The organism is Cupriavidus respiraculi (assembly GCF_914271545.1).
Taxonomy (GTDB): domain Bacteria; phylum Pseudomonadota; class Gammaproteobacteria; order Burkholderiales; family Burkholderiaceae; genus Cupriavidus; species Cupriavidus respiraculi.
This window is the reverse complement of the sequence record NZ_CAJZAH010000002.1, coordinates 341,211-365,355: the sequence shown is the minus strand read 5'-3', so window position 1 is coordinate 365,355 and position 24,145 is coordinate 341,211. Positions and strand designations below refer to the sequence as shown.

19 protein-coding genes are annotated in these 24,145 nt (G+C 68.7%); 15 read left to right on the top strand and 4 right to left on the bottom strand.

Features of this window, described 5'->3' with window-relative positions:
* Positions 1-4: 4 nt before the first annotated feature.
* Together boxC and LDO27_RS09170 are read right to left on the bottom strand one after the other, a co-directional pair.
* The gene (gene boxC / locus LDO27_RS09175) at positions 5-1,777 is read right to left on the bottom strand and encodes a 2,3-epoxybenzoyl-CoA dihydrolase (protein ID WP_224041284.1); all 1,773 of its coding nucleotides are present in this window, start codon (positions 1,775-1,777) and stop codon (positions 5-7) included.
* A 112-nt stretch (positions 1,778-1,889) separates the two neighbouring features.
* Positions 1,890-2,858, bottom strand: a complete 969-nt coding sequence (locus LDO27_RS09170) for a helix-turn-helix transcriptional regulator (protein ID WP_224041282.1) — start codon at positions 2,856-2,858, stop codon at positions 1,890-1,892.
* A gap of 221 nt (positions 2,859-3,079) precedes the next feature.
* On the opposite strand from LDO27_RS09170, the gene LDO27_RS09165 reads away from it, so the two are divergent.
* The 8 genes from LDO27_RS09165 (at position 3,080) to LDO27_RS09130 (ending at position 12,595) form a co-directional block, all read left to right on the top strand.
* The gene (locus LDO27_RS09165) at positions 3,080-4,729 is read left to right on the top strand and encodes a benzoate-CoA ligase family protein (protein WP_224041280.1); all 1,650 of its coding nucleotides are present in this window, start codon (positions 3,080-3,082) and stop codon (positions 4,727-4,729) included.
* Positions 4,730-4,743: 14 nt separating this feature from the next.
* Positions 4,744-5,577 (top strand): alpha/beta fold hydrolase, encoded by an 834-nt coding sequence (locus tag LDO27_RS09160; protein ID WP_224042503.1) that lies wholly within the window; start codon positions 4,744-4,746, stop codon positions 5,575-5,577.
* Between the two features lie 84 nt (positions 5,578-5,661).
* On the top strand, positions 5,662-6,849 hold the full coding sequence (locus LDO27_RS09155) for an ABC transporter substrate-binding protein (RefSeq protein WP_224041278.1): 1,188 nt from the start codon (positions 5,662-5,664) through the stop codon (positions 6,847-6,849).
* Between the two features lie 84 nt (positions 6,850-6,933).
* The gene (locus LDO27_RS09150; RefSeq protein ID WP_222201210.1) at positions 6,934-7,800 is read left to right on the top strand and encodes a branched-chain amino acid ABC transporter permease; all 867 of its coding nucleotides are present in this window, start codon (positions 6,934-6,936) and stop codon (positions 7,798-7,800) included.
* A gap of 17 nt (positions 7,801-7,817) precedes the next feature.
* A complete protein-coding gene (locus LDO27_RS09145) occupies positions 7,818-8,873 on the top strand; it encodes a branched-chain amino acid ABC transporter permease (RefSeq protein WP_224041276.1) in 1,056 nt (351 codons plus the stop codon).
* Positions 8,870-9,724, top strand: a complete 855-nt coding sequence (locus LDO27_RS09140; RefSeq protein ID WP_224041274.1) for an ABC transporter ATP-binding protein — start codon at positions 8,870-8,872, stop codon at positions 9,722-9,724. Before LDO27_RS09145 ends, LDO27_RS09140 begins: the two co-directional genes overlap by 4 nt.
* A complete protein-coding gene (locus tag LDO27_RS09135; RefSeq protein WP_224041272.1) occupies positions 9,721-10,431 on the top strand; it encodes an ABC transporter ATP-binding protein in 711 nt (236 codons plus the stop codon). The genes LDO27_RS09140 and LDO27_RS09135 overlap by 4 nt, the downstream gene beginning before the upstream one ends.
* Before the next feature lie 265 nt (positions 10,432-10,696).
* Positions 10,697-12,595: a potassium transporter Kup gene (locus LDO27_RS09130; protein WP_222201206.1), complete on the top strand. Its 1,899-nt coding sequence runs from the start codon at positions 10,697-10,699 to the stop codon at positions 12,593-12,595.
* Positions 12,596-12,640: 45 nt separating this feature from the next.
* Here the strand turns inward: LDO27_RS09130 and LDO27_RS09125 are convergent, their stop codons facing one another.
* Complete coding sequence (locus tag LDO27_RS09125; protein ID WP_222201205.1) at positions 12,641-13,354, bottom strand: GntR family transcriptional regulator; 714 nt, start codon at positions 13,352-13,354, stop codon at positions 12,641-12,643.
* Positions 13,355-13,547: 193 nt separating this feature from the next.
* Here LDO27_RS09125 and LDO27_RS09120 point away from each other — a divergent pair, with 193 nt between their 5' ends.
* The 4 genes from LDO27_RS09120 to LDO27_RS09105 all read left to right on the top strand — a co-directional run bounded on the left by LDO27_RS09120 (position 13,548) and on the right by LDO27_RS09105 (position 18,074).
* Entirely contained in the window at positions 13,548-14,306 is a 759-nt protein-coding gene (locus LDO27_RS09120) for an alpha/beta fold hydrolase (RefSeq protein WP_224041270.1), read from the top strand.
* Positions 14,303-15,568, top strand: a complete 1,266-nt coding sequence (locus LDO27_RS09115; RefSeq protein ID WP_224041268.1) for an iron-containing alcohol dehydrogenase — start codon at positions 14,303-14,305, stop codon at positions 15,566-15,568. Before LDO27_RS09120 ends, LDO27_RS09115 begins: the two co-directional genes overlap by 4 nt.
* A gap of 157 nt (positions 15,569-15,725) precedes the next feature.
* A complete protein-coding gene (locus tag LDO27_RS09110; protein ID WP_224041266.1) occupies positions 15,726-17,105 on the top strand; it encodes an MFS transporter in 1,380 nt (459 codons plus the stop codon).
* A 162-nt stretch (positions 17,106-17,267) separates the two neighbouring features.
* Positions 17,268-18,074 (top strand): sterol desaturase family protein, encoded by an 807-nt coding sequence (locus tag LDO27_RS09105; RefSeq protein ID WP_222201201.1) that lies wholly within the window; start codon positions 17,268-17,270, stop codon positions 18,072-18,074.
* A gap of 77 nt (positions 18,075-18,151) precedes the next feature.
* On the opposite strand, the gene LDO27_RS09100 is transcribed toward LDO27_RS09105, so the two are convergent.
* Positions 18,152-20,506, bottom strand: coding sequence for a Tex family protein (locus tag LDO27_RS09100; RefSeq protein WP_224041264.1), 2,355 nt, complete (start codon positions 20,504-20,506; stop codon positions 18,152-18,154).
* Positions 20,507-20,623: 117 nt separating this feature from the next.
* Here LDO27_RS09100 and LDO27_RS09095 point away from each other — a divergent pair, with 117 nt between their 5' ends.
* From LDO27_RS09095 to LDO27_RS09085, 3 genes are all read left to right on the top strand, one after another.
* Positions 20,624-21,454, top strand: coding sequence for a hypothetical protein (locus LDO27_RS09095; RefSeq protein ID WP_222201199.1), 831 nt, complete (start codon positions 20,624-20,626; stop codon positions 21,452-21,454).
* Between the two features lie 39 nt (positions 21,455-21,493).
* Entirely contained in the window at positions 21,494-21,697 is a 204-nt protein-coding gene (locus tag LDO27_RS09090; RefSeq protein ID WP_222201198.1) for a DUF465 domain-containing protein, read from the top strand.
* A gap of 75 nt (positions 21,698-21,772) precedes the next feature.
* A complete protein-coding gene (locus tag LDO27_RS09085) occupies positions 21,773-24,046 on the top strand; it encodes an ATP-dependent DNA helicase (RefSeq protein WP_377746956.1) in 2,274 nt (757 codons plus the stop codon).
* Positions 24,047-24,145 lie beyond the last annotated feature (99 nt).

Here is a 24,145-nt window from a genome sequence, read left to right as displayed (position 1 = left end):
GCGCTCAGACGCGGTCCCAGTCGAAGCGCGCCTTGTTGCCGGTGCCGAACACCTTCAGCGCGCCGTGCTCGCCGGTCGCGTTGGGCCGGTAGAAAATCCAGTTCTGCCACGCCGACAGGCGGCCGAAGATGCGGGTCTCCATGCTTTCGCCGGGACCGAAGCGCAAGTTGGCCTCCATGCCGGTGAGGGCGTCGGGCGACAGGCTGGCGCGCTCCTCCAGCGCGAGACGGATCTCGTCTTCCCAGTCGATGTCGTCGGGCGCGGCGGTGATCAGGCCGAGCGAGTCGGCGGTGAGCGCATCGAGCGGCGCGCCGATATGGTCGTGCACGGCCTCGATGGGCGCGGACTCGCCGTAGAAACGCGCCTGCAGCCTGGTCTGGCCACTGGGCATCGGATACCAGCCGAAGTTGGCGGCGGAGGCAAACACGCGCGGCGCGTCGTCCGGGGCGTCGGGCAGATGCAGCATGTAGCTGCGGTCCGCGGCCAGCGCCAGTTCCAGCAGCGTGCCGGCGAAGCACGAGTCCGGCTCGATCAGCGCGAACAGGCTGCGGGAGGACACGTCCAGCCGTGCCAGCGTGCGCCGCAGCATGCCGATGGTCTCGCGCACGAACCAGTGGTCGGCGTGCTGCTGCAGCGCCGCGTCGCAAGCGAGCACCTGGGCCGGCACGCCATCGGTCTTGAGCACCCACATGCCGATGTCGAGGTGGTTCGTGCGCAGGTCGAGGATGGCGTCATCGAGCTCGCGCGCCATCTTCAGCGGCCACCACTGCGCGCCGGCCGCGACGATGCCCTGCAGATCCCCGGGCTCGTGCTTGCCGGGGCCGAACACCGTGATGGTGGCCTTGCGCGCCGCCGCGTCCAGATGGACGCGCACCGTGTCGTAGCGCCAGCCGCCGCTTTCTTCGCGGCGCGACAGCGGCGTCAGCGCCACGCCGGCTTCGTTCGCCGGCCGGTCGCTGCCGGCCGCCAGCGCCGCGGCGCGCTCGCGCACGTGGTCGGCGAAGCGCGCGGGTTTGACGACCTCGTCCACCAGCCTCCAGTCCTTTGCGCGGGTGCCGCGCACGCCTTCGGTGGTAGTGCAGAACATGTCGGCATGGTCGCGCCGCACGCGGCGCTTGTCGGTCAGGCGGGTCAGGCCGCCGGTGCCGGGCAGCACGCCCAGCAGCGGCACCTCCGGCAGGCTGACCGCGGACGAGCGGTCGTCCACCAGCACGATCTCGTCGCAGGCGAGCGCCAGCTCATAGCCGCCGCCGGCCGTGGTGCCGTTGCAGGCGGCCAGGAACTTCAGGCCCGAATGGCGGCTGGCGTCCTCCATGCCGTTGCGGGTCTCGTTGGTGAACTTGCAGAAGTTGACCTTCCAGGCGTGCGACGACTTGCCGAGCATGAAGATGTTGGCGCCGGAGCAGAAGATGCGCTCCTTGGCGCTGGTCAGTACCACCGTGCGCACTTCGGGATGCTCGAAGCGGATGCGCTGGATCGCGTCGTGCAGTTCGATGTCGACGCCGAGGTCGTAGGAATTGAGCTTGAGCGCATAGCCCTCGCGCAGTCCGCCGTCTTCGTCGACGTCCATGGTCAGCGTGGCGACGGGGCCATCGAAGCTCAGGCGCCAGTGACGGTACTGGTCCGGATGGCGCTCGAACGTGACGCGCGCGGACGGCGTGGCGGCGGCGGGTTGCCGCGGGGTGACAGGGCTGACGGGGGTGGCGGGGTGGTTGCCGCCGGTCTGGGCGGTCGCTGCGGGTTGAGCGATCGGATCGGTCTGGGCCGTGGGGGGCATCGCGGTCTCCTGGCTGCACTATAGTGTGTCTTGGTGTTTGACATGAACTATAGTGCAGCGAGGCGGCTGGTGCAATGCCGATGTTCGGCGTGTCCGGAACGCGCGGGGCGGATCAGGCCGTTCGCTGGGCCAGCAGCGATTCCAGCGTCTGCAGCGAGGCCGCCTCGTCCTGGCCGCTGGTGTCGATGGTGGCGTCCGCGCGCGAATACAGCGGCGTGCGCGCGGTCAGGATGCGGCGCAGGTCGTCCATGGCCTCGCGGTTGCCCTGCATTGGCCGCATATCGCCCTGGGCCACCACGCGCGCCATGTGCTCCTCGGGCGATGTGCGCACCCAGACCGTATAGCAATGGGCCAGCAGCAGGTTGAAGGTGCCCGGTTCGGACACCAGGCTGCCCGGCGTGGCCAGCACCAGGCGGTCGTGCTCGCGCAGCACGCGCTCGAGCGCGCGCATTTCGTAGCGCCGGTAAGCGGCCTGTCCGTACAGCGAATGGATTTCCGACAGCGTGGCGCCGGCTTCCTGCTCGATGGCGCTGTTCAGTTCGACGAAGGGCAGGCCGTGCGCCTGCGCATAGGCGCGGCCCAGGGTGGACTTGCCGGCGCCGCGCAGTCCGATCAGCGCGAGCCGCTGGTGGCGGGCAACTTGCGGCTCGGCCGGCGCCAGCGCGAGCCGGCAGGCGTCGCGCACCTTTGCCAGATCCGCGGGTGGCAGCTGGGCGAGCCACTGCACGAGCTGGCCGAATTCCGAGGCGCGCGCGCCGTTGTGCCCGTCCACCTCGGCCAGCACCACGGGCAGCGGCACGTCCAGCGCCGTCGCCACGTGCCGCAGCAGAAGCACCGAGGCGTTGCCGGTGCCGGTTTCCAGATTGGCGAGATAGCGCTCGGAGACGTCGGCGCCGCGCGCCAGATCCTTGCGCGACATGCCGCGCGCCGCGCGCAGCGAGCGGATGCGCTCGCCGAGCTGGGTCAGATAGGGGTCGCGCGGCTCGCGCTCGGCCGGCGCGCGCGCGCCGGGGCCGCTCTGCGCGGAAGGATCGTCGGCATGGGTCGGCGGAACGGTCTGCGTGTCTGGGGTGCGGCGCATGGGGATGGTGGGGCTTCAGGGCGGCGAGGCGGCAAGCCGCGGCGAGGAAGGCGGCATTATACGGTCGCCACGTGGTGGTGTCATATAGTGCATTCCGGTGCTTGCATATTAGGTCATATGAAATAAAATGCATCGACAAAACAAGAGATACACGCCATCCGCATAACAGCCGGCTCGCAGCGCGCCACGCGCGGCCCCGACCGGCGACGAGGAGTGGAGACATGACGGCCCCCAATGATGCCGGCGCGATTACCGTGCTGCCGGCTCGCTACAACGCGGCGGACGACCTGCTGTCGCGCAACCTGCACGCCGGGCGCGGCGCCAAGCCCGCCTATCTGGACGACACCGGCAGCCTCAGCTACGCCGAGCTCGACGCCCGCAGCCGCGGCTTCGCCGCCGCGCTTCACGCGCGCGGATTGCGGGCCGAGGAACGCCTGCTGCTGTGCGCGCTCGATACCGTCGATTTCCCCGTGGCCTTCCTCGGCTGCCTGCTGGCCGGCGTGGTACCGGTGGCCGTCAATACGCTGCTCACCGTCGACGACTACGCCTATATGCTGTCCCACAGCGGCGCGCGGGCCGTCGTGGTATCCGCCCCGCTGCTGCCGATGCTGCGCGAGGCCGCGGACAAGGCGGCCGCCTCCCCGCTCTGGATCGTGGCCGCGCCGGGCGAGCCGCCGGCACAGGCCGACACCGTGGCCGCGATGGCGGCCGGCGACGGCAGGCTGGCGCGCGTGGCGCCGACCGGGCCCGACGACATGGCGTTCTGGCTCTATTCCTCCGGTTCCACCGGCCGGCCCAAGGGCACGGTCCACACCCACGGCAATCTCTTCCATACCGCGGACCTGTACGCCCGCCAGGTGCTCGGCCTGCGCGAGGACGACGTGGTGTTCTCCGCGGCCAAGCTCTTCTTCGCCTATGGGCTGGGCAACGCGCTCACCTTCCCGCTGTCGGTCGGCGCCACCACGGTGCTGATGGCCGAGCGTCCCACGCCGCAGGCGGTGTTCCAGCGGCTGACCGGCCGGCGGCCCACGGTTTTCTGCGGCGTGCCGACGCTGTTCGCCGGCATGCTGGCCGCGCCCGATCTGCCCGAGCGGGACGCCGTGGCGCTGCGCGTCTGCACGTCGGCCGGCGAGGCGCTGCCGCGCGATATTGGCGAGCGCTTCCAGGCGCGCTTCGGCTGCGACATCCTCGACGGCATCGGCTCCACCGAAATGCTGCATATCTTCCTGTCGAACCGGCCGGGCGACGTGCGCTACGGCACCACGGGCAAGCCGGTGCCGGGCTACGAGGTCAAGCTGCTCGACGAAACCGGCCAGCCGTGCGCGCCGGGGCAGATCGGCGATCTCTATATCAAGGGGCCGTCCGCCGCGCTGATGTACTGGGGCAATCGCGACAAGACCCGCGACACCTTCGTCGGCGAGTGGACGCGCAGCGGCGACAAGTACCTGCGGGACGCCGACGGCTACTACGTCTATGCCGGCCGCAGCGACGACATGCTGAAGGTGGGCGGCATCTATGTCTCGCCGTTCGAGGTCGAGGCCGCGCTGGCGCAGCACCCCGCGGTGCTGGAGGCCGCGGTGATCGGCGTGACGGATGGCGACGAACTGGTCAAGCCCAAGGCGTTCGTGGTGCTGCGCCCGGACCATCGGTGGCACGAGGGCATGGCCGCCGAACTGCAGGCCTTCGTCAAATCGCGTCTTGCTCCCTATAAATATCCCCGACAGATCGAATGCGTGCCAGAACTGCCCAAGACCGCCACCGGCAAGATCCAGCGGTTCCGCCTGCGCCAGCGCGAAGCGGGCCGCTCGGAGGCGCGCACGGCTGGCGCGGCAGCGCCGGCCGACGCCTCGGCCGCACCGGCGGCCATGTGAGCGCGGCCGCCGCCATGCCGCCGCATCCGGCCGAACCCATCGAGCTCGTCGAAATCGCCTTCGACGGCCGGCGCATCGTCAACGAAATCCAGTGGTTGCGCCCGCGGCGCGACGGACGCCCGCTGCTCGTGTTCCTGCACGAGGGCCTCGGATCGGTCGCCATGTGGCGGGATTTCCCCCGGGCGCTGTGCGAGGCCGGCGACTTCCGCGGGCTGGTGGTGTCACGCTATGGCTATGGCCGCTCCACGCCCCGGCCGCCCGAGGAAAAGTGGGGCGTCGATTTCATGCACCGGCAGGCCGGCGAGGCGCTGCCGGCGCTGTTCGACGCGCTGGAGATCGGGCCGGGCCGCCGCCACGGCGCGCCCTGGCTGCTGGGCCATAGCGACGGCGGCTCCATCGCGCTGATCCATGCGGCCGAATTTCCCGAAGCGGTGGCCGGCATCGTGGTGCTGGCGCCCCATATCGTGGTCGAGGACGTGTCGGTGCGCAGCATCGAAGCCACCCGCGCCGCCTATCTCGACACCGACCTGCGCACCCGGCTGGCGCGTTACCACGCCGATGTCGATTCCGCCTTCTGGGGCTGGAACGACATCTGGCTCGATCCCGCCTTCCGGCAGTGGGACCTGCGGCCGCTGCTGCCGCGCCTGCAATGCCCCGTGCTGGCCGTGCAGGGCGAGGACGACGAGTACGGGACCATGGCCCAGATCGAGGGTATCCAGCGATATGCGCCCCAAACGGCCTTGCTTAAACTCGCGCGATGCGGGCATTCGCCGCATCGCGACCAGCCCGGGCCGTTGACGGACGCCGTGGTGCGCTTTGTATCCGCCCACACTGGCGCCACACAATAAACAAGCGCCGTCCGGCCTCGCACGCAGGCCCCACGCGCGGGGGCCGGGACGATGCAGAACGCTTGACCACCAGAGGAGACACTCATGCACCGCTTCATTCCGCGCAGCCTCGCGCCGGTTTGCCTGGCCGCCGCCGCCTCGCTTGCCATGGCCGGCGCCGCCAGCGCCCAGACCGCCGCGGCCCAGAAGATCAAGGTCGGCTTCATGCTGCCCTACACCGGCACCTACGCGGCGCTGGGCAATGCCATCGAGAACGGCTTCCGGATGTACGTGCAGGAGCAGGGCGGCAAGCTGGGCGGGCGCGAGGTCGAGTTCTTCAAGGTAGACGACGAGTCCGATCCGGCCAAGGCGCCGGAGAACGCGACCAAGCTGATCAAGCGCGACCAGGTCGACGTGGTGATCGGCACGGTGCATTCGGGCGTGCAGATGGGCATCGTCAAGGTCGCCAAGGAAAACAACACGCTGGTGATCATTCCCAATGCGGGCGCCGACGAGGCGACCGGGCCGCTGTGCGGGCCGAACATCTTCCGCTCGTCGTTCTCGAACTGGCAGCCCGGCTACGCGATGGGCCAGGTGGTGGCGGGGCGGGGCATGAAGAAGGTGGTCACGCTGACCTGGAAGTACGCCGCCGGCGAGCAGTCGGTCAAGGGCTTCAAGGAGGCCTTCGAGGCCAAGGGCGGCAAGGTGGTGAAGGAACTGACGCTGCCGTTCCCCAATGTCGAATTCCAGGCGCTGATCACCGAGGTGGCATCGCTCAAGCCCGACGCCGTGTTCGTGTTCTTCGCGGGCGGCGGGGCGGTCAAGTTCGTCAAGGACTGGGCCGCCGCCGGCCTGAAGGACAAGATTCCGCTCTATGCGTCGGGCTTCCTGACCGACGGCACGCTGGAGGCGCAGGGGGCGGCCGCGCAGGGCCTCGAGACCACGCTGCACTACGCCGACGGACTGGAAACCCCGCGCGACAGGAACTTCCGCGCGGCCTACGCCAAGGCATTCAAGCTGCAGCCCGACGTGTACGCGGTGCAGGGCTACGACGCCGCGCAGATGCTGGCGGCCGGCGCCAGCGCGGTCAAGGGCGACATGAGCAAGAAGACCGAGGTGATCAAGGCCATCGAGGCGACCCGCGTGGACAGCCCGCGCGGCGTGTTCACCCTGTCGCGCGCGCATAACCCGGTGCAGGACTTCTACCTGCGCAAGGTGGAGGGCCGCGAGAACAAGGTCAGCTCGGTGGCCGTGAAGGCGCTGGCCGACCCGGCGCGCGGCTGCCGGCTGTGATGCCGGCGCGCCGGTCCGGCATTCCGGCCGGCGTGCCCGCGCCGCGATGATTCGCGCTTCGACGATCCGTTTCCCTCGCTTCGCATGGATATCGTTTCCTTCCTGATCCAGTGCCTGAACAGCGTGCAGTACGGCCTGCTGCTGTTTCTCGTGGCCAGCGGCCTGACGCTGATCTTCGGCATCATGGGCGTGATCAATCTCGCCCATGGCAGCTTCTACATGCTGGGCGCCTACCTCGCCTTCACGCTGGCCGGCATGACCGGCAATCTGCTGATCGCGCTGCCGCTGGGCATCGTGCTGGCGGTCGCGTTCGGCTATGTGCTGGAGTGGCTGTTCTTCAGCTACCTGTACGAGCGCGACCACCTGCAGCAGGTGCTGATGACCTATGGGCTGATCCTGGTGTTCGAGGAGACACGCAGCCTGCTGGTGGGCGACGACGTGCACGGTGTGACGGTGCCCGCGCTGCTGGCCGGCGCGCTGCCGATCGGCAACGACATGACCTATCCGGTCTATCGCCTGTTCATCTCGGCGGTGTGCCTGGTGGTGGCCGCGGCGATGTACTGGGTGATCCGCCGCACGCGGCTTGGCATGATGATCCGCGCGGGCGCGACCAATCGCGAGATGGTGCAGTCGCTTGGCATCAATATCACTGGCTTGTACCGGCTGGTGTTCGCGCTCGGCGTGGCGCTGGCGGTGCTGGCCGGCATGATCGCGGCGCCGGTGTCCTCCGTCTATCCGGGCATGGGCAACCAGGTGCTGATCGTCTGCTTCGTGGTGGTGGTGATCGGCGGCATCGGTTCGGTCAAGGGCGCGATGGTGGCGGCGCTGCTGCTTGGCTTCGTCGATACCTTCGGCAAGGTGTTCTGGCAGGAGGCGGCGGGCGTGCTGATCTATCTGTTGATGGCGGTGATCCTGCTGTGGAAGCCGCAGGGTCTGTTCAAGGCGGGTTGAGGCTTATGGAAACGAGCATGCGCGCGGCCGGCGCGGGGACTGGCGAGGTGGCGGGCTTTACCCGCGCCTGGGGCGTCACCATCGGCTGGCTGGTGGCGTTCGCGGTGCTGGCCGGGGTGCCGTTGCTGCTGACGGGGGAGAGCGACAAGTTCTATGTCGAGCTGCTCAGCAAGGTGATGATCATGGCGATCTTCGCGCTGTCGCTGCAATTGCTGATCGGCTACAGCGGACTGGTGAGCCTGGGCCACGCCGCGTATTTCGCGATGGCGGCCTACGTCACCGCGATGCTGGCCCCCGAGGCGGGGCCGGGCAACGGCTGGCTGCTGCTGCTCGCGGCGGTGGGCGCGGCCGCGCTGCTGGCGTTGCTGGTGGGCATGCTGGTGCTGCGCACCCGCGGCATCTACTTCATCATGGTCACGCTGGCGTTCGCGCAGATGGTGTACTTCATCTTCCATGACACCGATATCGCGGGCGGCAGCGACGGCACCTATATCTATTTCCGGCCCGAGTTCGGCTTCTTCGACGGCCGCCCGCTCGATATCAACGATCCCACGCACTTCTACTGGGTGGTGCTCTGCGCGCTGGCGCTCACGGTGGCCGGGCTCGCGATGGTGCTGCGCTCGCGCTTCGGCCATGCGCTGGTCGGCATCAAGCATAACGAGCAGCGCATGCGCGCGGCCGGCTATGCCACCTACCGCTACCAGCTCGGCGCGTTCGTGGTTGGCGGCGGATTCGCCGGCCTGGCGGGCTTCTTCTATGCGATCCAGTTCGGCTTCGTCAATCCGGAGATCGCGTCGTGGCACCAGTCGGGCAACGCGATGCTGATGGTCATCCTGGGCGGCGTTGGCAGCCTGGCCGGCGCGGTGATCGGCGCCTTTTCCTTCGTGCTGCTGGCGGAGTGGTTCAGCACCATGACCAAGCACTGGCAACTGCTGATGGGCGGCTTCATCATCGTCGCGGTGGCGCTGCTGCCGCGCGGACTGGTCGGCCTGTGGGGCATGACGGCCGGCATGCGCGCGCCGGGCCGCCATCGTGGCGCACCGTCGCGAGATGCCGGGGGAGAGCTGCGATGAGCGAACCCGTACTGGCCGCGCGCCGGCTCACGCGCCGCTTCGGCGGACTGACGGCGGTCGGCGACGTTGACCTGGCGCTGCATCTGCATGAGATCCACGCCGTGATCGGCACCAACGGCGCGGGCAAGTCCACCCTGATCAACATGCTGTCCGGCGAACTGCCACCGAGCGAGGGCCAGCTGTTCCTGCACGGCGACGAGGTCACCGGCTGGTCGCAGCCGCGCCTGGCGCGAGCCGGGGTGGGGCGCAGCTACCAGCGCAACAACATCTTCCTGCCGCTGACGGTGCGCGAGAACTGCCGCCTCGCCGCGCAATCGCGCGCGCAGCGCGCGTGGCGCCTGTGGGAGAGCGCCCAGGCCTGCCGCACCAGCCGCGCGCTGGGCGACGAGGCGCTGGAGCGGGCCGGCCTGTCCGCCTGCGCGGCGCTGCCCGCCATGGCCCTGTCCCACGGGCAGAAGCGCCAGCTGGAGGTCGCCATGTGCCTGGCCACGCAGCCGGTGGCCCTGCTGCTGGACGAGCCGCTGGCGGGCATGGGCGCCGAGGAATCGGCGCGCATGCTGGCCCTGCTGCAATCGTTGCGGGACGGGCACGCCATCCTGCTGGTCGAACACGACATGGAGGCGGTCTTCGCGGTGGCGGACCGCATCACGGTCATGGTCAACGGCAATGTGATCGCCTCCGGCGATCCCGCCGCGATCCGCACCAACAGCGAGGTCCAGCAGGCCTATCTGGGGGAGGACGACGGCACGGCCGAGGGCGACATCGGGGCCAATACCGGCGGTACTACCGGCGGCAATACCGGCGGCGCGGGCGAGGCCCGCCCGCGCGCCTGCAAGGAGAGGGCGGCATGACGGCCATGATCGAGGCGACCGGCATCCATGCCTGGTATGGCACCAGCCATGTGCTGCGCGGCGTCGATTTCCGCGTTGGCACTGGCGAAACGGTGGGCCTGCTGGGACGCAACGGCATGGGCAAGAGCACGCTGCTGCGCACGCTGCTCGGCCATATCACGCAGCGCGAGGGGCGCATCGCGGTCGCCGGCCGCGACGCGTCCAAAGCGCGCCCGCACGAGGTCGCCCGCATGGGCGTGGCCTACGTGCCGGAGGGTCGCGGCATCTTTCCCAGCCTGTCGGTGCGGGAAAATCTGCTGATGGCGGCGCGCAAGGGCTGCAATGGCCGGCGCGACTGGGACGAGGCGCGTGTGCTCGATCTCTTTCCGCGCCTGAAGGAGCGGTTGTCCCACGGCGGCCAGCAGTTGTCGGGCGGCGAACAGCAGATGCTGTCCATCGGCCGCGCGCTGATGACGAACCCGGACTGCCTGATCCTGGACGAGGCGACCGAAGGGCTCGCCCCGCGCATCGTGCGGGAGATCTGGGCCGTGATCGCGGCGGTGCGCGATACCGGCATCGCTTCGGTGGTGGTGGACCGCAATGCCCGCGCCGTGCTGGCGCACGCGGACCGCGTGGTGGTGCTGGAAAAGGGGCTGGTGGTCATGACCGGCGCCGCGGCCGAACTGAGGGAGAGCCCGGCGGCGCTGGATCGCTATCTCGGTCTCTGAAAAAGTGATCCAAAAAACTCATCCAGCGCGGCGACACCCCCGGGTCCGGCCTCTGCGCGCCGCCGGCTACACCATACGGCAGGCTTGACCGCGGCCGCCTTCGCTCGCATCCTTTGCGTTTCCCGACGCTGCCACGGCGCAAAAATCCTCCTGTGTCGGACTTTCCGAGTGACTGGGTGCCGGAACTTCCACTAGAATGGCGGCCGTTTGTGCATCGCAATAAGCCATGCATGCGGCAACCCGCCGCATCCCCTCAGCGCTATCCATGACACAACCCACCACCAGCCACTACTTCGTCGAAAGCCCGACCATGCGCACGCTGATGCTCAGCGCGATCGGGGTCGTGTTCGGCGACATCGGCACCAGCCCGCTCTACGCGCTCAAGGAGTGCTTCAGCGCCGAGCACGGCATTCCGTTCAGCAGCGACGCGGTCTACGGGATCATCTCGCTGCTGTTCTGGGCCATGATCGTGGTGGTCTCCATCAAGTACGTGGTGTTCGTGATGCGGGCCGACAACGATGGCGAGGGCGGGGTGCTGGCGCTGATGGCCCTGGCCCTGCGCACCGCCGCGGCCCGCTCGCGCCGGGCCAAGCTGCTGATGATGCTGGGCATCTTCGGCGCGTGCATGTTCTACGGCGACGCGGTGATCACGCCCGCCATCTCGGTACTCTCGGCGGTGGAAGGCATCGAGATCGCCACGCCCGCGCTGTCGCATTTCGTGATCCCGATCACGCTCACCATCCTGCTGGTGATGTTCCTGCTGCAGCGCCGGGGCACCTCCTCGGTCGGCAAGCTGTTCGGCCCCATCATGCTGATGTGGTTCATCTCGCTGGGCGGCCTGGGCATCTACCATCTGCTGCTGTCGCCGGAGATACTGCGCGCGATCAGCCCGCACTACGGCATCCTGTTCCTGTACGAACATTCGCTGCAGGCCTTCATCGTGCTGGGCGCGGTCTTCCTCGTCCTGACGGGCGCCGAGGCGCTCTATATCGACATGGGACACTTCGGCGCCAAGCCGATCCGCCTGTCCTGGTTCTTTATCGTGATGCCGTGCCTGATGCTGAACTACTTCGGCCAGGGCGCGATGCTGCTGGGCAACCCGGACGCGACCCGCAACCCCTTCTACATGATGGTGCCCGAGCCGCTGCTGATCCCGATGGTGGTGCTGGCGACCTGCGCCGCGGTGATCGCCTCCCAGGCGGTGATCTCGGGCGCGTTCTCGCTGACCAGCCAGGCCATCCAGCTCGGCTTCATCCCGCGCATGCGCATCCGCTACACGTCCGAGGCGGAGATGGGCCAGATCTACCTGCCGGTCATCAACTGGGCGCTGCTGGCCATGGTGGTCGCCGTGGTGCTGGCCTTCCGCAAGTCGGAGAACCTGGCGGCGGCGTACGGCATCGCGGTGACCACGACGATGATCATCACGACCATCCTCGCCATCGTGGTGATGCGCAATGTCTGGAAATGGCATCCGGTCGCCTTCGTGTCCGCCGGCTGCGCCTTCCTGCTGATCGACTTCGCGTTCTTCTCGGCCAATCTGCTCAAGATCGCCGAGGGCGGCTGGTTCCCGCTGCTGCTCGGCAGCTTCGCGTTCTTCCTGCTGATGACGTGGCACGGCGGGCGCAAGCTGCTGCGCGCGCGCAGCCTGGAGGAGGGCATTCCGCTGGAGCCGTTCATGGCGGGCCTGCTGTCGCATCCCCCGCACCGCGTGGAGGGCACCGCGGTGTTCCTGACGGGCAACACCGAGTTCGTGCCGGTGTCGCTGCTGCACAACCTGAAGCACAACCGCGTGCTGCACGAGCGGGTGGTCTTTCTCAACTTCGTCACGCGCGACGTTCCCTACGTCGACGACGAACACCGCCTGAGCTGCCAGGATCTCGGCGGCGGGGCCTTTATCCTCAAGTCCGAATACGGTTTCAAGGAAACGCCGGACGTGCATCGCGTGCTGGAGTTGTCCAAGCGCATGCTCGACATGGAATTCGAGTTGATGGACACGTCGTTCTTCATCGCCCGTGAGTCGGTGATTCCGTCCAAGCTGCCGGGGATGTCGATGTGGCGCGAGACGCTGTTCGCGTGGATGCATCAGAACGGCGCCAAGCCGTCCGACTTCTTCCGCATTCCGGCCAACCGCGTCGTCGAGCTGGGCACCAAGGTCGAGATCTGAGTTCCCTGGCGGCGCGCAGGGTCGCGCCGCCCACCCGCACTCGGGTCAGCGCCGGTCGCCCAGTACCGTGGCGCGGGTGAAGTCCTCGATATTGTCGAGGAGGGCATCCAGCGCCTTGCCGGCACCGTCGATATCGCCTTTGGCGATGGCGGCGGCCACATTGGCGTGGAGCTTGGCCATCTGCGGCAGGTCCGCCGCCTCCTTGTAGTGCAGGTACCAGAAGCGCCGCGACAGCCCGTGCATCAGCCGCATCGCGCCCTCGGCGAATTCGTTGCGGCACGTCGCGAGGCATAGCTCGTTGAACTCGCGGTCGGCGCGCACGAAGGACACGTCGTCGCCGCTCTTGCCCGCCTGCGCGAATTCCGTTGCCAGCCGCTTGAAGTGGGCGCGTTCCTCCGCATTGGCCCGGCGCGCCGCGCTGCGGCAGATCAGCCGTTCGACTTCACGCCGCGTCTCCAGCAGGCGCAGTTGCTTCGCCACGTCGATCGGCGGCACCAGCAGGCCGCGTTGCGGCAGCACGACCACCAGGTGTTCGCGGGCGAGTCGCTGGATGGCTTCGCGGATCGGCGTGCGGCCGATGCCGGTCATCTCGCTCAGCTGCAATTCGGAGAGCGACGAGCCCGGAGCCAGCCGCAGCGTAATGATGGCTTCCTCGATCTGCTCGTACGCGAGGTCGGTCAATCGTCCGCGCTGGCCGGGCGTCTCGTCGGCCGTGTCGTCGCGGGCTGCCTTGCTGCGGATTGCCGTCTTGCCAGTCATTGCGTTCGGTGAAGTGCGCGGAATACCGATTGTATATGACGCCATCACCGCCTCCGGCCGCCCATCCGGCCTCCCATCCACCATCGCCGATTCCTTGATTGCCATCGTGCCGCCTGCTGCTATTATTCAACTAATATATCAGAAGGCGACAGCAACGTCTCACGCCCGGCGGGCGCGCGACAAGGAGACAATGATGGACGTCGTACGTGCCGGGCAGGGGCCCGTGATGGTGGTGGCGCTGCATGGGATCCAGGGCACGCGCGCGTCATGGATGCCGGTGGCGCAGGCCTTGGGCAGCCAATGCACCTTCGTGCTGCCGAATCTGTGGGGGCGGGGCAACGCGCCGCCGCCGCCGGCGCGTGACGCCTGCACGCTGGACAGCTATGCCCGGATGCTCCGCGACGTGATCGATGCCGAGACCGGCGGGCGTCCCTTCGTGCTGGCGGGATGGAGCATGGGCGTATCCGTCGCGCTCGCCTATGCCGCGCGTTGCATGAGCGAGCCGCGACTGCACGCGCCCTGCGGTCTTGCGCTGCTGTCCGGCACCCCCCGGCTGGATGCGGTGGCGTGGTTCCGTGCCACCGACGAGACCGTGCTGTTGCGGGAGATCGCCGAGCGCGAGCGCAGGCTCGGACTGGCGGAAGCCGCGGACCACACCACCGTGGCATGGACGTGGCAGGCATTGCGCGGCACCGACCAGCGCGGACTGCTGCCCCGCATTGCCTTGCCGGCGCTCGTGCTGCATGGCGAGCGCGACGAGGATTGCCCGGCCGCGCATGCGCGAACGCTGGCGGCGGGCCTGCCCAACGCGACGCTGGCGATGCTGCCCGATGCGGGCCACGGCATTCTTTCGACCCACACCCGGCAGGTCGCCGAGGCGTTCGCCGCGCGTCTTCCCCATCTGTGCCCCGTCGCTCGCGCCGGATCCATTGCCCACCAGGAGTCCCAATGAGAATCGAAGATCAGGTCTTTTTCTGCGCCCCCGGGCGCCTCGTCGTCGGTCCCGGTACGCGGGGTGGGCTGCCCGCCCTGCTGCATCGGCTGGGATACCGCACGGGTGTGCTGGTGACCGATACCTTCTTCACCGGACGGACGCCTTGGGTGGACGAGTACCTGGCGGCGGCGCGCGCGCTGGACATCGATACGCTGGTCCATGACGGCGGCATGGCCGATCCGACCACCACGCTGTGCGACGCGGCGACCGCGGCGGTGCGCGCGCAACTCGGCGGCCGCACACCGGACCATGTCATCGCGCTCGGCGGCGGCAGCAATATCGACCTGGCCAAGGCGCTGTGCCTGACCTTGCCCGCGGGCAGGCCGATCGGCGATTTCGCGGCGGGCATCGGCCGGGACACGCCGGTCCTTCCCCTGGTCGCGCTGCCCACCACGGCGGGCACGGGATCGGAAGCCACGCCGGGCGCGATTCTGGTCGATCCGGCCAATGCCACCAAGATCGCCGTGATGGACAACCGGCTGCGCCCGGCGATCGCCGTGATCGATCCGGAATTCACCTACACCTGCCCGCCGCGCGTCACCGCGGACGCGGGCATCGATGCTCTGACGCATGCGGTCGAGTCGTACCTGACGCAGGATTCAGCGGCCTGCGACCGGGCCGGCAACCCGGACCCGGGCTACAGCGGCCGCAATGGCCTGACCATGCTGTTCGCCCGCGAGTCGATCCGGCTGTGCGCGACCTTTCTGCGGCGGGTCTACCGCGACGGCGCCGATACCGAGGCCCGCATCGGCATGGCCTACGCCAGCCTCTATGCGGCCCTGTCGTACGGAAGCGCGGGCCTGAACGCGGTGCACGGCATCGCCTACGGCGTGGCCGGCATCACGCACCAGTCCCACGGCAGTACCAATGCGGTGGTGCTGCCGTATGTGCTGGACGCGCTGCGCCATGAGCGCCACGGCGAACTGCTCGACGTCGCGCGGCTGTTCGGCATCGCGGACGCCGACGAGGCGCTGGCCGTGCGCCGGCTGCCGGTCGTGATCCGCGAGCTGGTGGAGGAGCTCGGCATTCCCGGCGATCTGGCCGCATTCGGCATCGGCGAGGCGCAACTGCCGCGCCTGACCTCCGACGCGCTGGGCGTGGCGAGGCTGGCCAAGGCGTTTCCTGTGGCCGACGTTCCGTCGCGCTACGCCGCCATCATCCGCAACGCCTGGGGCGGCACGCTGGCCGGGGCCGGCGGGGAAGGCCGGCGCGCGGCATGAGCCGGAGGCGATGCAGGGGGCAGGGCCTTCGGCCCTGCATCGCATCTTCGGGGTTTTCCCGGGGAGTAATGTTTATCACTTGAATGCTTCTGCGATGCAACTAACATATTAGCAAGCGGCCGACAGGGAAGCCGTCATACCCTTACAGGAGACAAGCATGGATATGTCGGCAGGCAGCCTCAGGCTGGACGCCGGGATCGCAGCCCGGCTGGAACGATTGCCCATGACGGGCTATCAGCGCACGTTGTTCGGCATCATCGCCACCGCATGGTTCTTCGATTCGATGGATCTCGGCCTGATGACGTTCGTGCTCGGCTCGATCAAGGCGGAGTTCGGATTGACGGCGGCGCAGGCGGGGCTGCTGGCCAGTTCCAGCTTTCTCGGCATGTTCCTGGGCGCCGCCTCCGCCGGCATGCTGGCCGACCGCTTCGGACGCAAGCCGGTATTCCAGGTCAGCATGATCTTCTGGGGCGTGGGCAGTCTCATGTGCGGGCTGGCGGACAGCGTGACCGCGCTGATGCTCTATCGCGTGCTGCTCGGCTTCGGCATGGGCATGGAGTTTCCCATCGGCCTGTCGATGGTTTCCGAGATCGTGCCGGCGAAGAGCCGGGGCAAGTATGTGGCGATCCTCGAAGGGTTCTGGCCCATCGGCTTTATCGCCGCCGGCGCGCTGACCTACGTGCTGTTGCCGCATATCGGCTGGCGCGGCATGTTCATCGCGCTGGCCGTGCCCGCGGTCTTCGTGTTCGTGGTGCGGCAGCGCGTTCCCGAAAGCCCGCGCTGGCTCGAGGAGGTGGGTCGCCGCAACGAGGCCGACGCCATCATGGCGGACATCGAGAAGCGGGTGCAGCGCGCCAGCGGACGCCCGCTGCCTCCGGTGGCCGACGACTTCCCCGTGTCGGCGCGCCGCCCGCGCAAGGCGCTGTTCTCCGAGCTGTGGCACGGGCCGTACGCCAAGCGCACCGTGATGCTGTGGGCCGTGTGGTTCTTCGCGCTGCTGGGCTACTACGGCCTGACCTCATGGCTGGGCGCGCTGCTGCAGCAGGCCGGTTACGAGGTCACCAAGTCGGTGCTGTACACCATCTACATCTCGCTGGCCGGCATCCCGGGCTTCCTGTTCTCGGCCTGGCTGCTGGAGAAATGGGGGCGCAAGCCGACCTGCGCGCTGATGCTGATCGGCAGCGCCGTCGCCGCTTACGCCTACGGACAGGCCGCGGCGCTGCGCCTGCCCGTGGAGCAGCTGATCGCGGCGGGGCTCTGCATGCAGTTCTTCATGTTCGGCATGTGGTCCGTGCTGTATGCCTACACCCCCGAGCTGTATCCGACGCGTTCCCGGGCCACGGGCTCCGGCTTCGCGTCGTCGATCGGCCGCATCGGGTCGCTCGCGGGGCCGTTCCTGGTCGGCGTGCTGCTGCCGGTCACCGGGCAGGGCGGGGTGTTCACGCTCGGCGCGCTGTCGTTCGGCGTGGCGGCGGTGGCGGTGCTGGTACTCGGCGTAGAGACCAAGGGCAAGTCGCTGGAAGAGGTCTCGCACTAGCCCGCATGGCTCCCCGCCAACGATGAAAGGCCCCTGGCTTGCCAGGGGCCTTTCTCTTTCGTGCGGTGCGCGCGCGGCGCGCCAAGGCAAAATCGTGCCTTGACATCATGCTGTATCCCACTAATATATTAGTTACGTATCACCAAGAATCAGGAGACCGCCATGATGACCGAACGCCAGCGCAAATTCCGGGAACAGTACAAGGCCGACATCAGCCCGCTCTACAACGGCCTGCTGCATATCGTCGTGATCTACGGCGTCGGTGCCGCGGCGCTGTACTACGCCATTACCCGTCTGCAGGCGCCGACGTGGGAGTGGGCGCTGGTGCTGCCGGTGTTCCTCGCCGGCAATTTCGTCGAGTGGTTCATGCACCGGTATGTGATGCACCGCAAGGTCGACGTGTTCGCGCTGCGCGCCATCTACGAGCGCCATACGCGCCAGCATCACCAGTACTTCACCGACGAGGAACCGACCATCGACACCACGCGCGAATTCCGCATCGTGTTCTTTCCGTGGCGCGTGCTGGCCACGCTCGGCGTGGGGGGCGGGGCGCTCGGCTACCTGGCTTCGGTGATCTTCAATGCCAATGCCGGCTATATCGTATTCATGACCATGGTGGCGCAGTACCTGGTCTACGAGACCTTCCACTACTGCTGCCACGTGCACGACAACTGGTTCGTGCGCAACGTGCCCTTCATCAACACCATCCGCCGCCATCACACCGCGCACCACAACATGGGCATCATGATGAAGTACAACATGAACCTGACGTTCCCGATCGCGGACTGGTTCATGGGCACCAGCGACCTGCGCCGCGGCCTGCTGGGACATCTGTTCAACGGCTATAGCGAGGCTCATGTCAAGGACGAGCTCAAGCCCATCATCAACAAGTTCCGCCACGACCATTCGCGCGTCACGCTCGATGGCCCGGAACTGACCGACGACGAGCGGCGCGCGATGGCGGCCTGAGCGCGCCGTTCCGAAAGCAAGAAGGGCTGAGCCTGCGAGAGCAGGACTCAGCCCTTCGGCCATTGGGCGCCGACGCGTCAGCGCTTGAGCTTGGCGAATGCCGCGGCCATCGCGCCGGCCGGTTCCGGCTCGCGGCGGCCGCCACCCTGGAAGCCCTTGCCGGCGCGCGCGCCGCCATTGGCCCCGCGGTCGCCGCCGGGCGCGCGCGCCGGCGACTGTCCCGGTTCGTCGTCGAGCCGCATGGTCAGGCCGATGCGGTTGCGCTTGACGTCCACCTCCATCACCTTGACCTTGACGATCTGGCCGGCCTTGACCACTTCGTGCGCGTCCTTGACGAACTTGTTCGACAGCGCGGAGATATGCACGAGGCCGTCCTGGTGCACGCCGATATCGACGAACGCGCCGAAGGCGGCCACGTTGGTCACCACGCCCTCCAGCACCATGCCGGGTTGCAGGTCCTTGACGTCCTCCACGCCTTCCTGGAACGTCGCGGTCTTGAACTCGGGGCGCGGGTCGCGGCCCGGCTTTTCGAGCTCGGACAGGATGTCGCGCACCGTGGGCAGGCCGAAGGCCTCGTCGGTGAACTGCGCGGGCGAGAGGCCGCGCAGCGCCTCGCGGTTGCCCATCACCTCGGTCAGGCCCTTCTTGATATGGTCGAGGATGCGCTTGACCACCGGATACGCCTCGGGGTGGACCGACGAGCGGTCGAGCGGATTGTCGCCGGTGTTGATGCGCAGGAAGCCCGCCGCCTGCTCGAAGGTCTTGTCGCCGAGCCGCGGCACCTTCTTCAGAGCCTCGCGGTTGGGGAAGGCGCCGTTGGCGTCGCGGAAGTCGACGATATTGCGCGCCAGCACGCTGTTCAGGCCGGAGACACGCGCCAGCAGCGGCGCCGATGCGGTGTTCACATCCACGCCGACCGCGTTCACGCAGTCCTCCACCACCGCGTCCAGCGCCCGCGCCAGCTCGCGCTGGTTCACGTCGTGCTGGTACTGGCCCACGCCGATGGACTTCGGATCGATCTTGACCAGTTCCGCCAGCGGGTCCTGCAGCCGGCGCGCGATCGACACCGCGCCGCGCAGCGACACGTCCAGTTCCGGGAATTCCTTGGCCGCCAGCTCGGACGCGGAGTAGACCGATGCGCCCGCTTCGCTGACGACGATCTTGGTCAGCTTCAGCTCGGGCGCCTGGCGCATCAGGTCCTGCACCAGCTTGTCGGTCTCGCGGCTCGCGGTGCCGTTGCCGATCGAGACCAGCGCCACATTGTGCTGTTTCGCCAGCCGGGCCAGCGTCGCGAGCGAGCCGTTCCAGTCGCGGCGCGGCTCGTGCGGATAGATGGTGGCGGTATCGAGCAGCTTGCCGGTGGCATCGACCACGGCGATCTTGCAGCCGGTGCGGATGCCCGGGTCGATGCCCATCACCGACTTGGGGCCGGCCGGCGCGGCGAGCAGCAGTTCGTGCAGATTGCGGCCGAAGACCTTGATGGCCTCGCTCTCGGCCGTCTCGCGCAGCTGGGTCAGCAGTTCCGTCTCCAGGTGCGGTTGCACCTTGACGCGCCAGCACCAGCGGCACACATCGCCGAGCCATTTGTCGGCGGGGCGGTTCAGGTTCTGGATGCCGACATGGCGGGCGATCATGGCCTCGCACGGATGCGGCACCAGCGCGTCCTGCTCCTCGCCCAGGCCCAGCTTGACCATCAGCACGCCGGCATTGCGGCCGCGGAACAGGGCGAGCGCGCGGTGCGACGGAATCGTGCGGATGGTTTCGCTGTAGCCGTAGTAGTCGCGGAACTTCTCTTCCTCGGCGGTTTCCTTGCCGTCCATCACGGTCGAGGTCACGACGCCGTTGGACCACAGGTGCTCGCGCAGCTTGCCCAGCAGCTCGGCGGTCTCGCCGAACTGCTCGGAGAGGATGTCGCGTGCGCCGTCGAGCGCGGCCTTGACGTCGGGCACGCCGCCGTCCGCGGTGGGCTTGCCGTTGACGAACTTCGCCGCCTCGGCCTGCGGGTCCAGCGTGGGGTCGGCCAGCAGCGCCTGGGCCAGCGGCTCCAGCCCGCATTCGCGCGCGATCTGCGCCCGCGTGCGGCGCTTGGGCTTGTACGGCAGGTAGAGGTCTTCCAACGTCTGCTTGGTTTCCGCGCCTTCGATCGCGGCGCGCAGCTCCGGCGTCAGCTTGCCCTGTTCCTCGATCGAGGCCAGGATCGCGGCGCGGCGCTCTTCCATGTCGCGCAGATACAGCAGCCGCTCTTCCAGCGTGCGCAGGTGCGTATCGTCGAGGTTGCCGGTCACTTCCTTGCGGTAGCGGGCGATGAAGGGCACGGTCGCGCCTTCGTCGAGCAGCTCGATGGCCGCCGCTACCTGGCGGGGTTGGACGGACAGCTCGGCCGCGATGAGCGAAACGATCTTTTGCGTGACGGAAGCAGGCAGGTTGGACATCGGGGAAACGGTCGGTCGAAAGCGGGGCATTTTGCCACAAGCGCCAGCCCCGCCAAATCGGCAACGATCCGCCGGCCATGCGGGGCGGCGCCCATGCCCGAGTGCTAGAATCGCGCCATGATCGCCCAGCCCCACCAGGCCGCCGCCGCGGCCACTTTTTCGCCCCCGCGCGCCGTGTCCGGCGTGGTTTCGCCGGTCTCCGGCCAGCGCCCGCGGCGCGCCCTGGCGGGCGTGGTAGCGATGGCGGCCGCCATGGCGCTGGCGCTGCTCGCGCTTCCACCGGCCCATGCCCAGGCCTCCGCGCCCCCGGGCGATGCGCCCGCCGCGCCCCTGGCCGCTGCCGCCGGCGAAGGGCGCGACTTCGAGGCCGAGCGCAAGGCCATCCGGGATTCGCGCGCGTGGACCAACTACCGCTTCGCGGTGGCCGAGCGCGCGTGCTACAGCAAGTTCTTCGTCACCAGCTGCATCGACGACGCCAAGGAAATCCAGCGCGCCGAACTGGCGACGCTGCGCAAGCGCGAGCTCGAGGTCGGCGATGCCGAACGGGCGTTCCGCGCCGAGACCCGCGACCGCGAGCAGGCCATCCGCCGCGCTGAGTACGAGGCCAGCCAGCCCACGCGCGCGGCCGAGGAGCAGGCCAATCGCGAGGCGTTCGAGCGCAAGCAGCAGGAGCAGCAGCTGCGCGATGCGCAGCGCCAGGCAGACGCCCCGCAGCGCGCCGCGAACGCGGCGGCATACGACCAGAAGCAGGCGGAGTTCGAGGCGCGCAAGCGGCAGGCCCAGGAGCAGGGCGCGCAGCAGGCCCGGCAGCGCGAAGAGAACGCCAGGGCATTCGAGGCCAAGCAACGCGAAGCCGAGGAGCGCCGCAAGGCGGTCGAGGAGCGCAAGGCCAAGGCGCAGGAGAAGAACCAGGGTTCGGCTTCGTCGCCGCGTCCCTTTGGCTTCTGAGCGCCGCAACGCCGGGCGCACGGCCATGGAGGAAGGCCTATGGATGACAATTTGAATACGCTGGAGCGGCAGATCATCGAACTGCAGATCGAGCACCGCGACATGGACTATCTGATCGACCGCATGTCGGCCGATCCCACCCATGACGAGCTGCAATTGCGTCGGCTGAAGAAGCGCCGGCTCAAGCTCAAGGACGCCATCACGCTGCTGCAACTGCAGGTCGAGCCCGACGTGCCGGCCTGAGCCGCGCGTCCCGCCGCCCCGGGACCGCCCACTTCGTTCGTTACACCTTAGCGCGCAAGCGCCCGGGCCGCCCCGATGCGGTCCGCAACAAAGTCCCCCTTGTCCGACTCCGAACTCACTTCCGCCGCGACCGGCGCCACCCATGACGCCGACGCGGCGCCACCCGCCAGTGCGCCGGCCCCGGCGGCTCCGACGGCCGGCGCGGCCGGGCCCGTGCGGCCGCCCGTATCCGCCGACGCGGCGGCGACCGTGGCGGCCCATGCCGCCGAGCTCGCGAAGATCTTCGCCCCGAGCGGCACGCTGGCGCAGGGCATTCCCGGCTACCGCCCGCGCGACGCGCAGGCGCGCATGGCCGAGGCGGTGTCCGGTGCGATCGAGCACAACGACACGGTGATCGTCGAGGCGGGCACCGGCACCGGCAAGACCTTCGCGTACCTGGTACCGGCGATGCTGTGGGGCGGCAAGGTGATCCTGTCCACCGGCACCAAGAACCTGCAGGACCAGCTCTATCTGCGCGACATCCCGACCGTGCGCAAGGCGCTCAACGTGCCGGTCTCGGTGGCGCTGCTCAAGGGCCGCGCCAACTACGTCTGCCACTACCACCTCGAACGCGCGCAGGTGAACGCCCGCCTGGCGTCGCGCCAGGACGCGGCGTGGCTGCGCGATATCCAGCGCTTCGCCAAGGTCACCACGTCGGGCGACAAGGCCGAGCTGTCGGCCGTGCCGGAAAACGCGCCGGTCTGGCAACTGGTGACCTCGACGCGGGACAACTGCCTCGGCGCGGAATGCCCGCACTACAAGGACTGCTTCGTGATGCGCGCGCGCAAGGAAGCGCAGCAGGCCGACCTGGTGGTGGTCAACCATCACCTGTTCTTCGCCGACGTGGTGCTGCGCGATACCGGCATGGCGGAACTGCTGCCGGCCGCCAACACCGTGATCTTCGACGAGGCCCACCAGCTTCCCGATACCGCGACGCTGTTCTTCGGCGACAGCCTCTCCACCAGCCAGTTGCTCGAACTGGCGCGCGATACCGTCGCCGAAGGCCTGTCGCATGCGCGCGATGCCGCCGACTGGGTCGGCATCGCGGCGCCGCTGGAGCGCGCCGCGCGCGATCTGCGCCTGGCCTTCGGCAAGGAAAACGTGCGGCTCGCCGTCAGCCAGATCGAGGCCGACAAGCGCATCCGCGAGCCGTTCTTCGAGACGCTCGAAGCCGTGGACAAGGCGCTGGGCGACTTCGTGGCGTTGCTCGAAACGCAGGCCGAACGCGCGGAATCGCTGGAGCAGTGCCATCGCCGCGCCGTCGAGATCGAGCAGCGCCTTGCCGCCTGGCGCACCGATACGGCGGCGCCCGAACCCGTGCCCGACGACCTGGTGGGCGCCGATGGCGGGGCCGGCGATGACGCCGGGCAGAGCGCCACGGCCGCCGCCGCCGCACCCGCGGTGGCCGAGACCGTGCGCTGGGTCGAGGTGTTCTCGCATACCGTGCAGCTGCACAGGACGCCGCTTTCCATCGCCCCCATCTTCTCGCGCCAGCGCGCCGGCCACCCGCGCGCCTGGGTATTCACCTCGGCCACCTTGTCGGTCAAGGGCAATTTCGCGCACTACGCCGCGCAGCTCGGGCTGGACAAGGACCGTTCGCTGTCGCTGCCCAGCCCGTTCGACTATGCGAACCAAGGCCTGCTCTATGTGCCGCGCGATCTGCCGGCCCCGCAGTCGCCGCAGTTCACCGAGGCCGTGGTCGAGACCGCGCTGCCGCTGATCGAGGCGGCGGGCGGCCGCGCGTTCGTGCTTTGCACCACGCTGCGCGCGGTGCAGCGCGCGGCGGATATGCTCTATGACGCCTTCGCCGAGCGGGCTCTGGAGCTGCCCCTGCTGGTGCAGGGGCAGGCCAGCCGCACCGAGCTGCTGGACCGCTTCCGCCAGTTGGGCAACGCGGTGCTGGTGGGCAGCCAGAGCTTCTGGGAGGGGGTGGACGTGCGCGGGGAGGCGCTGTCCCTGGTCATCATCGACAAACTGCCGTTCGCCCCGCCCGACGACCCCGTGCTGGCCGCGCGCATGGAGGTGCTGCAGAAAAAGGGCCTGAGCCCGTTCGCCGTGCACCAGCTGCCGCACGCCGTGATCACGCTGAAGCAGGGCGCGGGGCGCCTGATCCGCTCCGAGACGGACCGTGGCGTGCTGGTGATTTGCGATACGCGGCTGGTGGAAAAGCCTTATGGCCGCCAGATCTGGCAGAGCCTGCCGCCGTTCAAGCGGACGCGCGAGGCCGAAACGGTGGTGTCGTTCCTGCGGGAGTTGAATGGCGGCGCCACTCCGGCGCCAGCGTCCGCAGGGGAGCCCGAGGCGGAATAAGCGCCGCAGGCCATGCGGCCGCAGGCGAGAAGCAAAAAGCCCGACCGAAGTCGGGCTTTTTGCTTGTCAGGCGCCGGGGAGAATCCGGCAGCCGGCGCA

Bases quoted from the DNA above. Each gene is read 5' to 3' on its own strand.
- boxC (WP_224041284.1), bottom strand. From the start codon at position 1,777: ATGCCCCCCACGGCCCAGACCGATCCGATCGCTCAACCCGCAGCGACC.
- LDO27_RS09170 (WP_224041282.1), bottom strand. From the start codon at position 2,858: ATGCGCCGCACCCCAGACACGCAGACCGTTCCGCCGACCCATGCCGAC.
- LDO27_RS09165 (WP_224041280.1), top strand. From the start codon at position 3,080: ATGACGGCCCCCAATGATGCCGGCGCGATTACCGTGCTGCCGGCTCGC.
- LDO27_RS09160 (WP_224042503.1), top strand. From the start codon at position 4,744: ATGCCGCCGCATCCGGCCGAACCCATCGAGCTCGTCGAAATCGCCTTC.
- LDO27_RS09155 (WP_224041278.1), top strand. From the start codon at position 5,662: ATGCACCGCTTCATTCCGCGCAGCCTCGCGCCGGTTTGCCTGGCCGCC.
- LDO27_RS09150 (WP_222201210.1), top strand. From the start codon at position 6,934: ATGGATATCGTTTCCTTCCTGATCCAGTGCCTGAACAGCGTGCAGTAC.
- LDO27_RS09145 (WP_224041276.1), top strand. From the start codon at position 7,818: ATGCGCGCGGCCGGCGCGGGGACTGGCGAGGTGGCGGGCTTTACCCGC.
- LDO27_RS09140 (WP_224041274.1), top strand. From the start codon at position 8,870: ATGAGCGAACCCGTACTGGCCGCGCGCCGGCTCACGCGCCGCTTCGGC.
- LDO27_RS09135 (WP_224041272.1), top strand. From the start codon at position 9,721: ATGACGGCCATGATCGAGGCGACCGGCATCCATGCCTGGTATGGCACC.
- LDO27_RS09130 (WP_222201206.1), top strand. From the start codon at position 10,697: ATGACACAACCCACCACCAGCCACTACTTCGTCGAAAGCCCGACCATG.
- LDO27_RS09125 (WP_222201205.1), bottom strand. From the start codon at position 13,354: ATGACTGGCAAGACGGCAATCCGCAGCAAGGCAGCCCGCGACGACACG.
- LDO27_RS09120 (WP_224041270.1), top strand. From the start codon at position 13,548: ATGGACGTCGTACGTGCCGGGCAGGGGCCCGTGATGGTGGTGGCGCTG.
- LDO27_RS09115 (WP_224041268.1), top strand. From the start codon at position 14,303: ATGAGAATCGAAGATCAGGTCTTTTTCTGCGCCCCCGGGCGCCTCGTC.
- LDO27_RS09110 (WP_224041266.1), top strand. From the start codon at position 15,726: ATGGATATGTCGGCAGGCAGCCTCAGGCTGGACGCCGGGATCGCAGCC.
- LDO27_RS09105 (WP_222201201.1), top strand. From the start codon at position 17,268: ATGATGACCGAACGCCAGCGCAAATTCCGGGAACAGTACAAGGCCGAC.
- LDO27_RS09100 (WP_224041264.1), bottom strand. From the start codon at position 20,506: ATGTCCAACCTGCCTGCTTCCGTCACGCAAAAGATCGTTTCGCTCATC.
- LDO27_RS09095 (WP_222201199.1), top strand. From the start codon at position 20,624: ATGATCGCCCAGCCCCACCAGGCCGCCGCCGCGGCCACTTTTTCGCCC.
- LDO27_RS09090 (WP_222201198.1), top strand. From the start codon at position 21,494: ATGGATGACAATTTGAATACGCTGGAGCGGCAGATCATCGAACTGCAG.
- LDO27_RS09085 (WP_377746956.1), top strand. From the start codon at position 21,773: ATGCGGTCCGCAACAAAGTCCCCCTTGTCCGACTCCGAACTCACTTCC.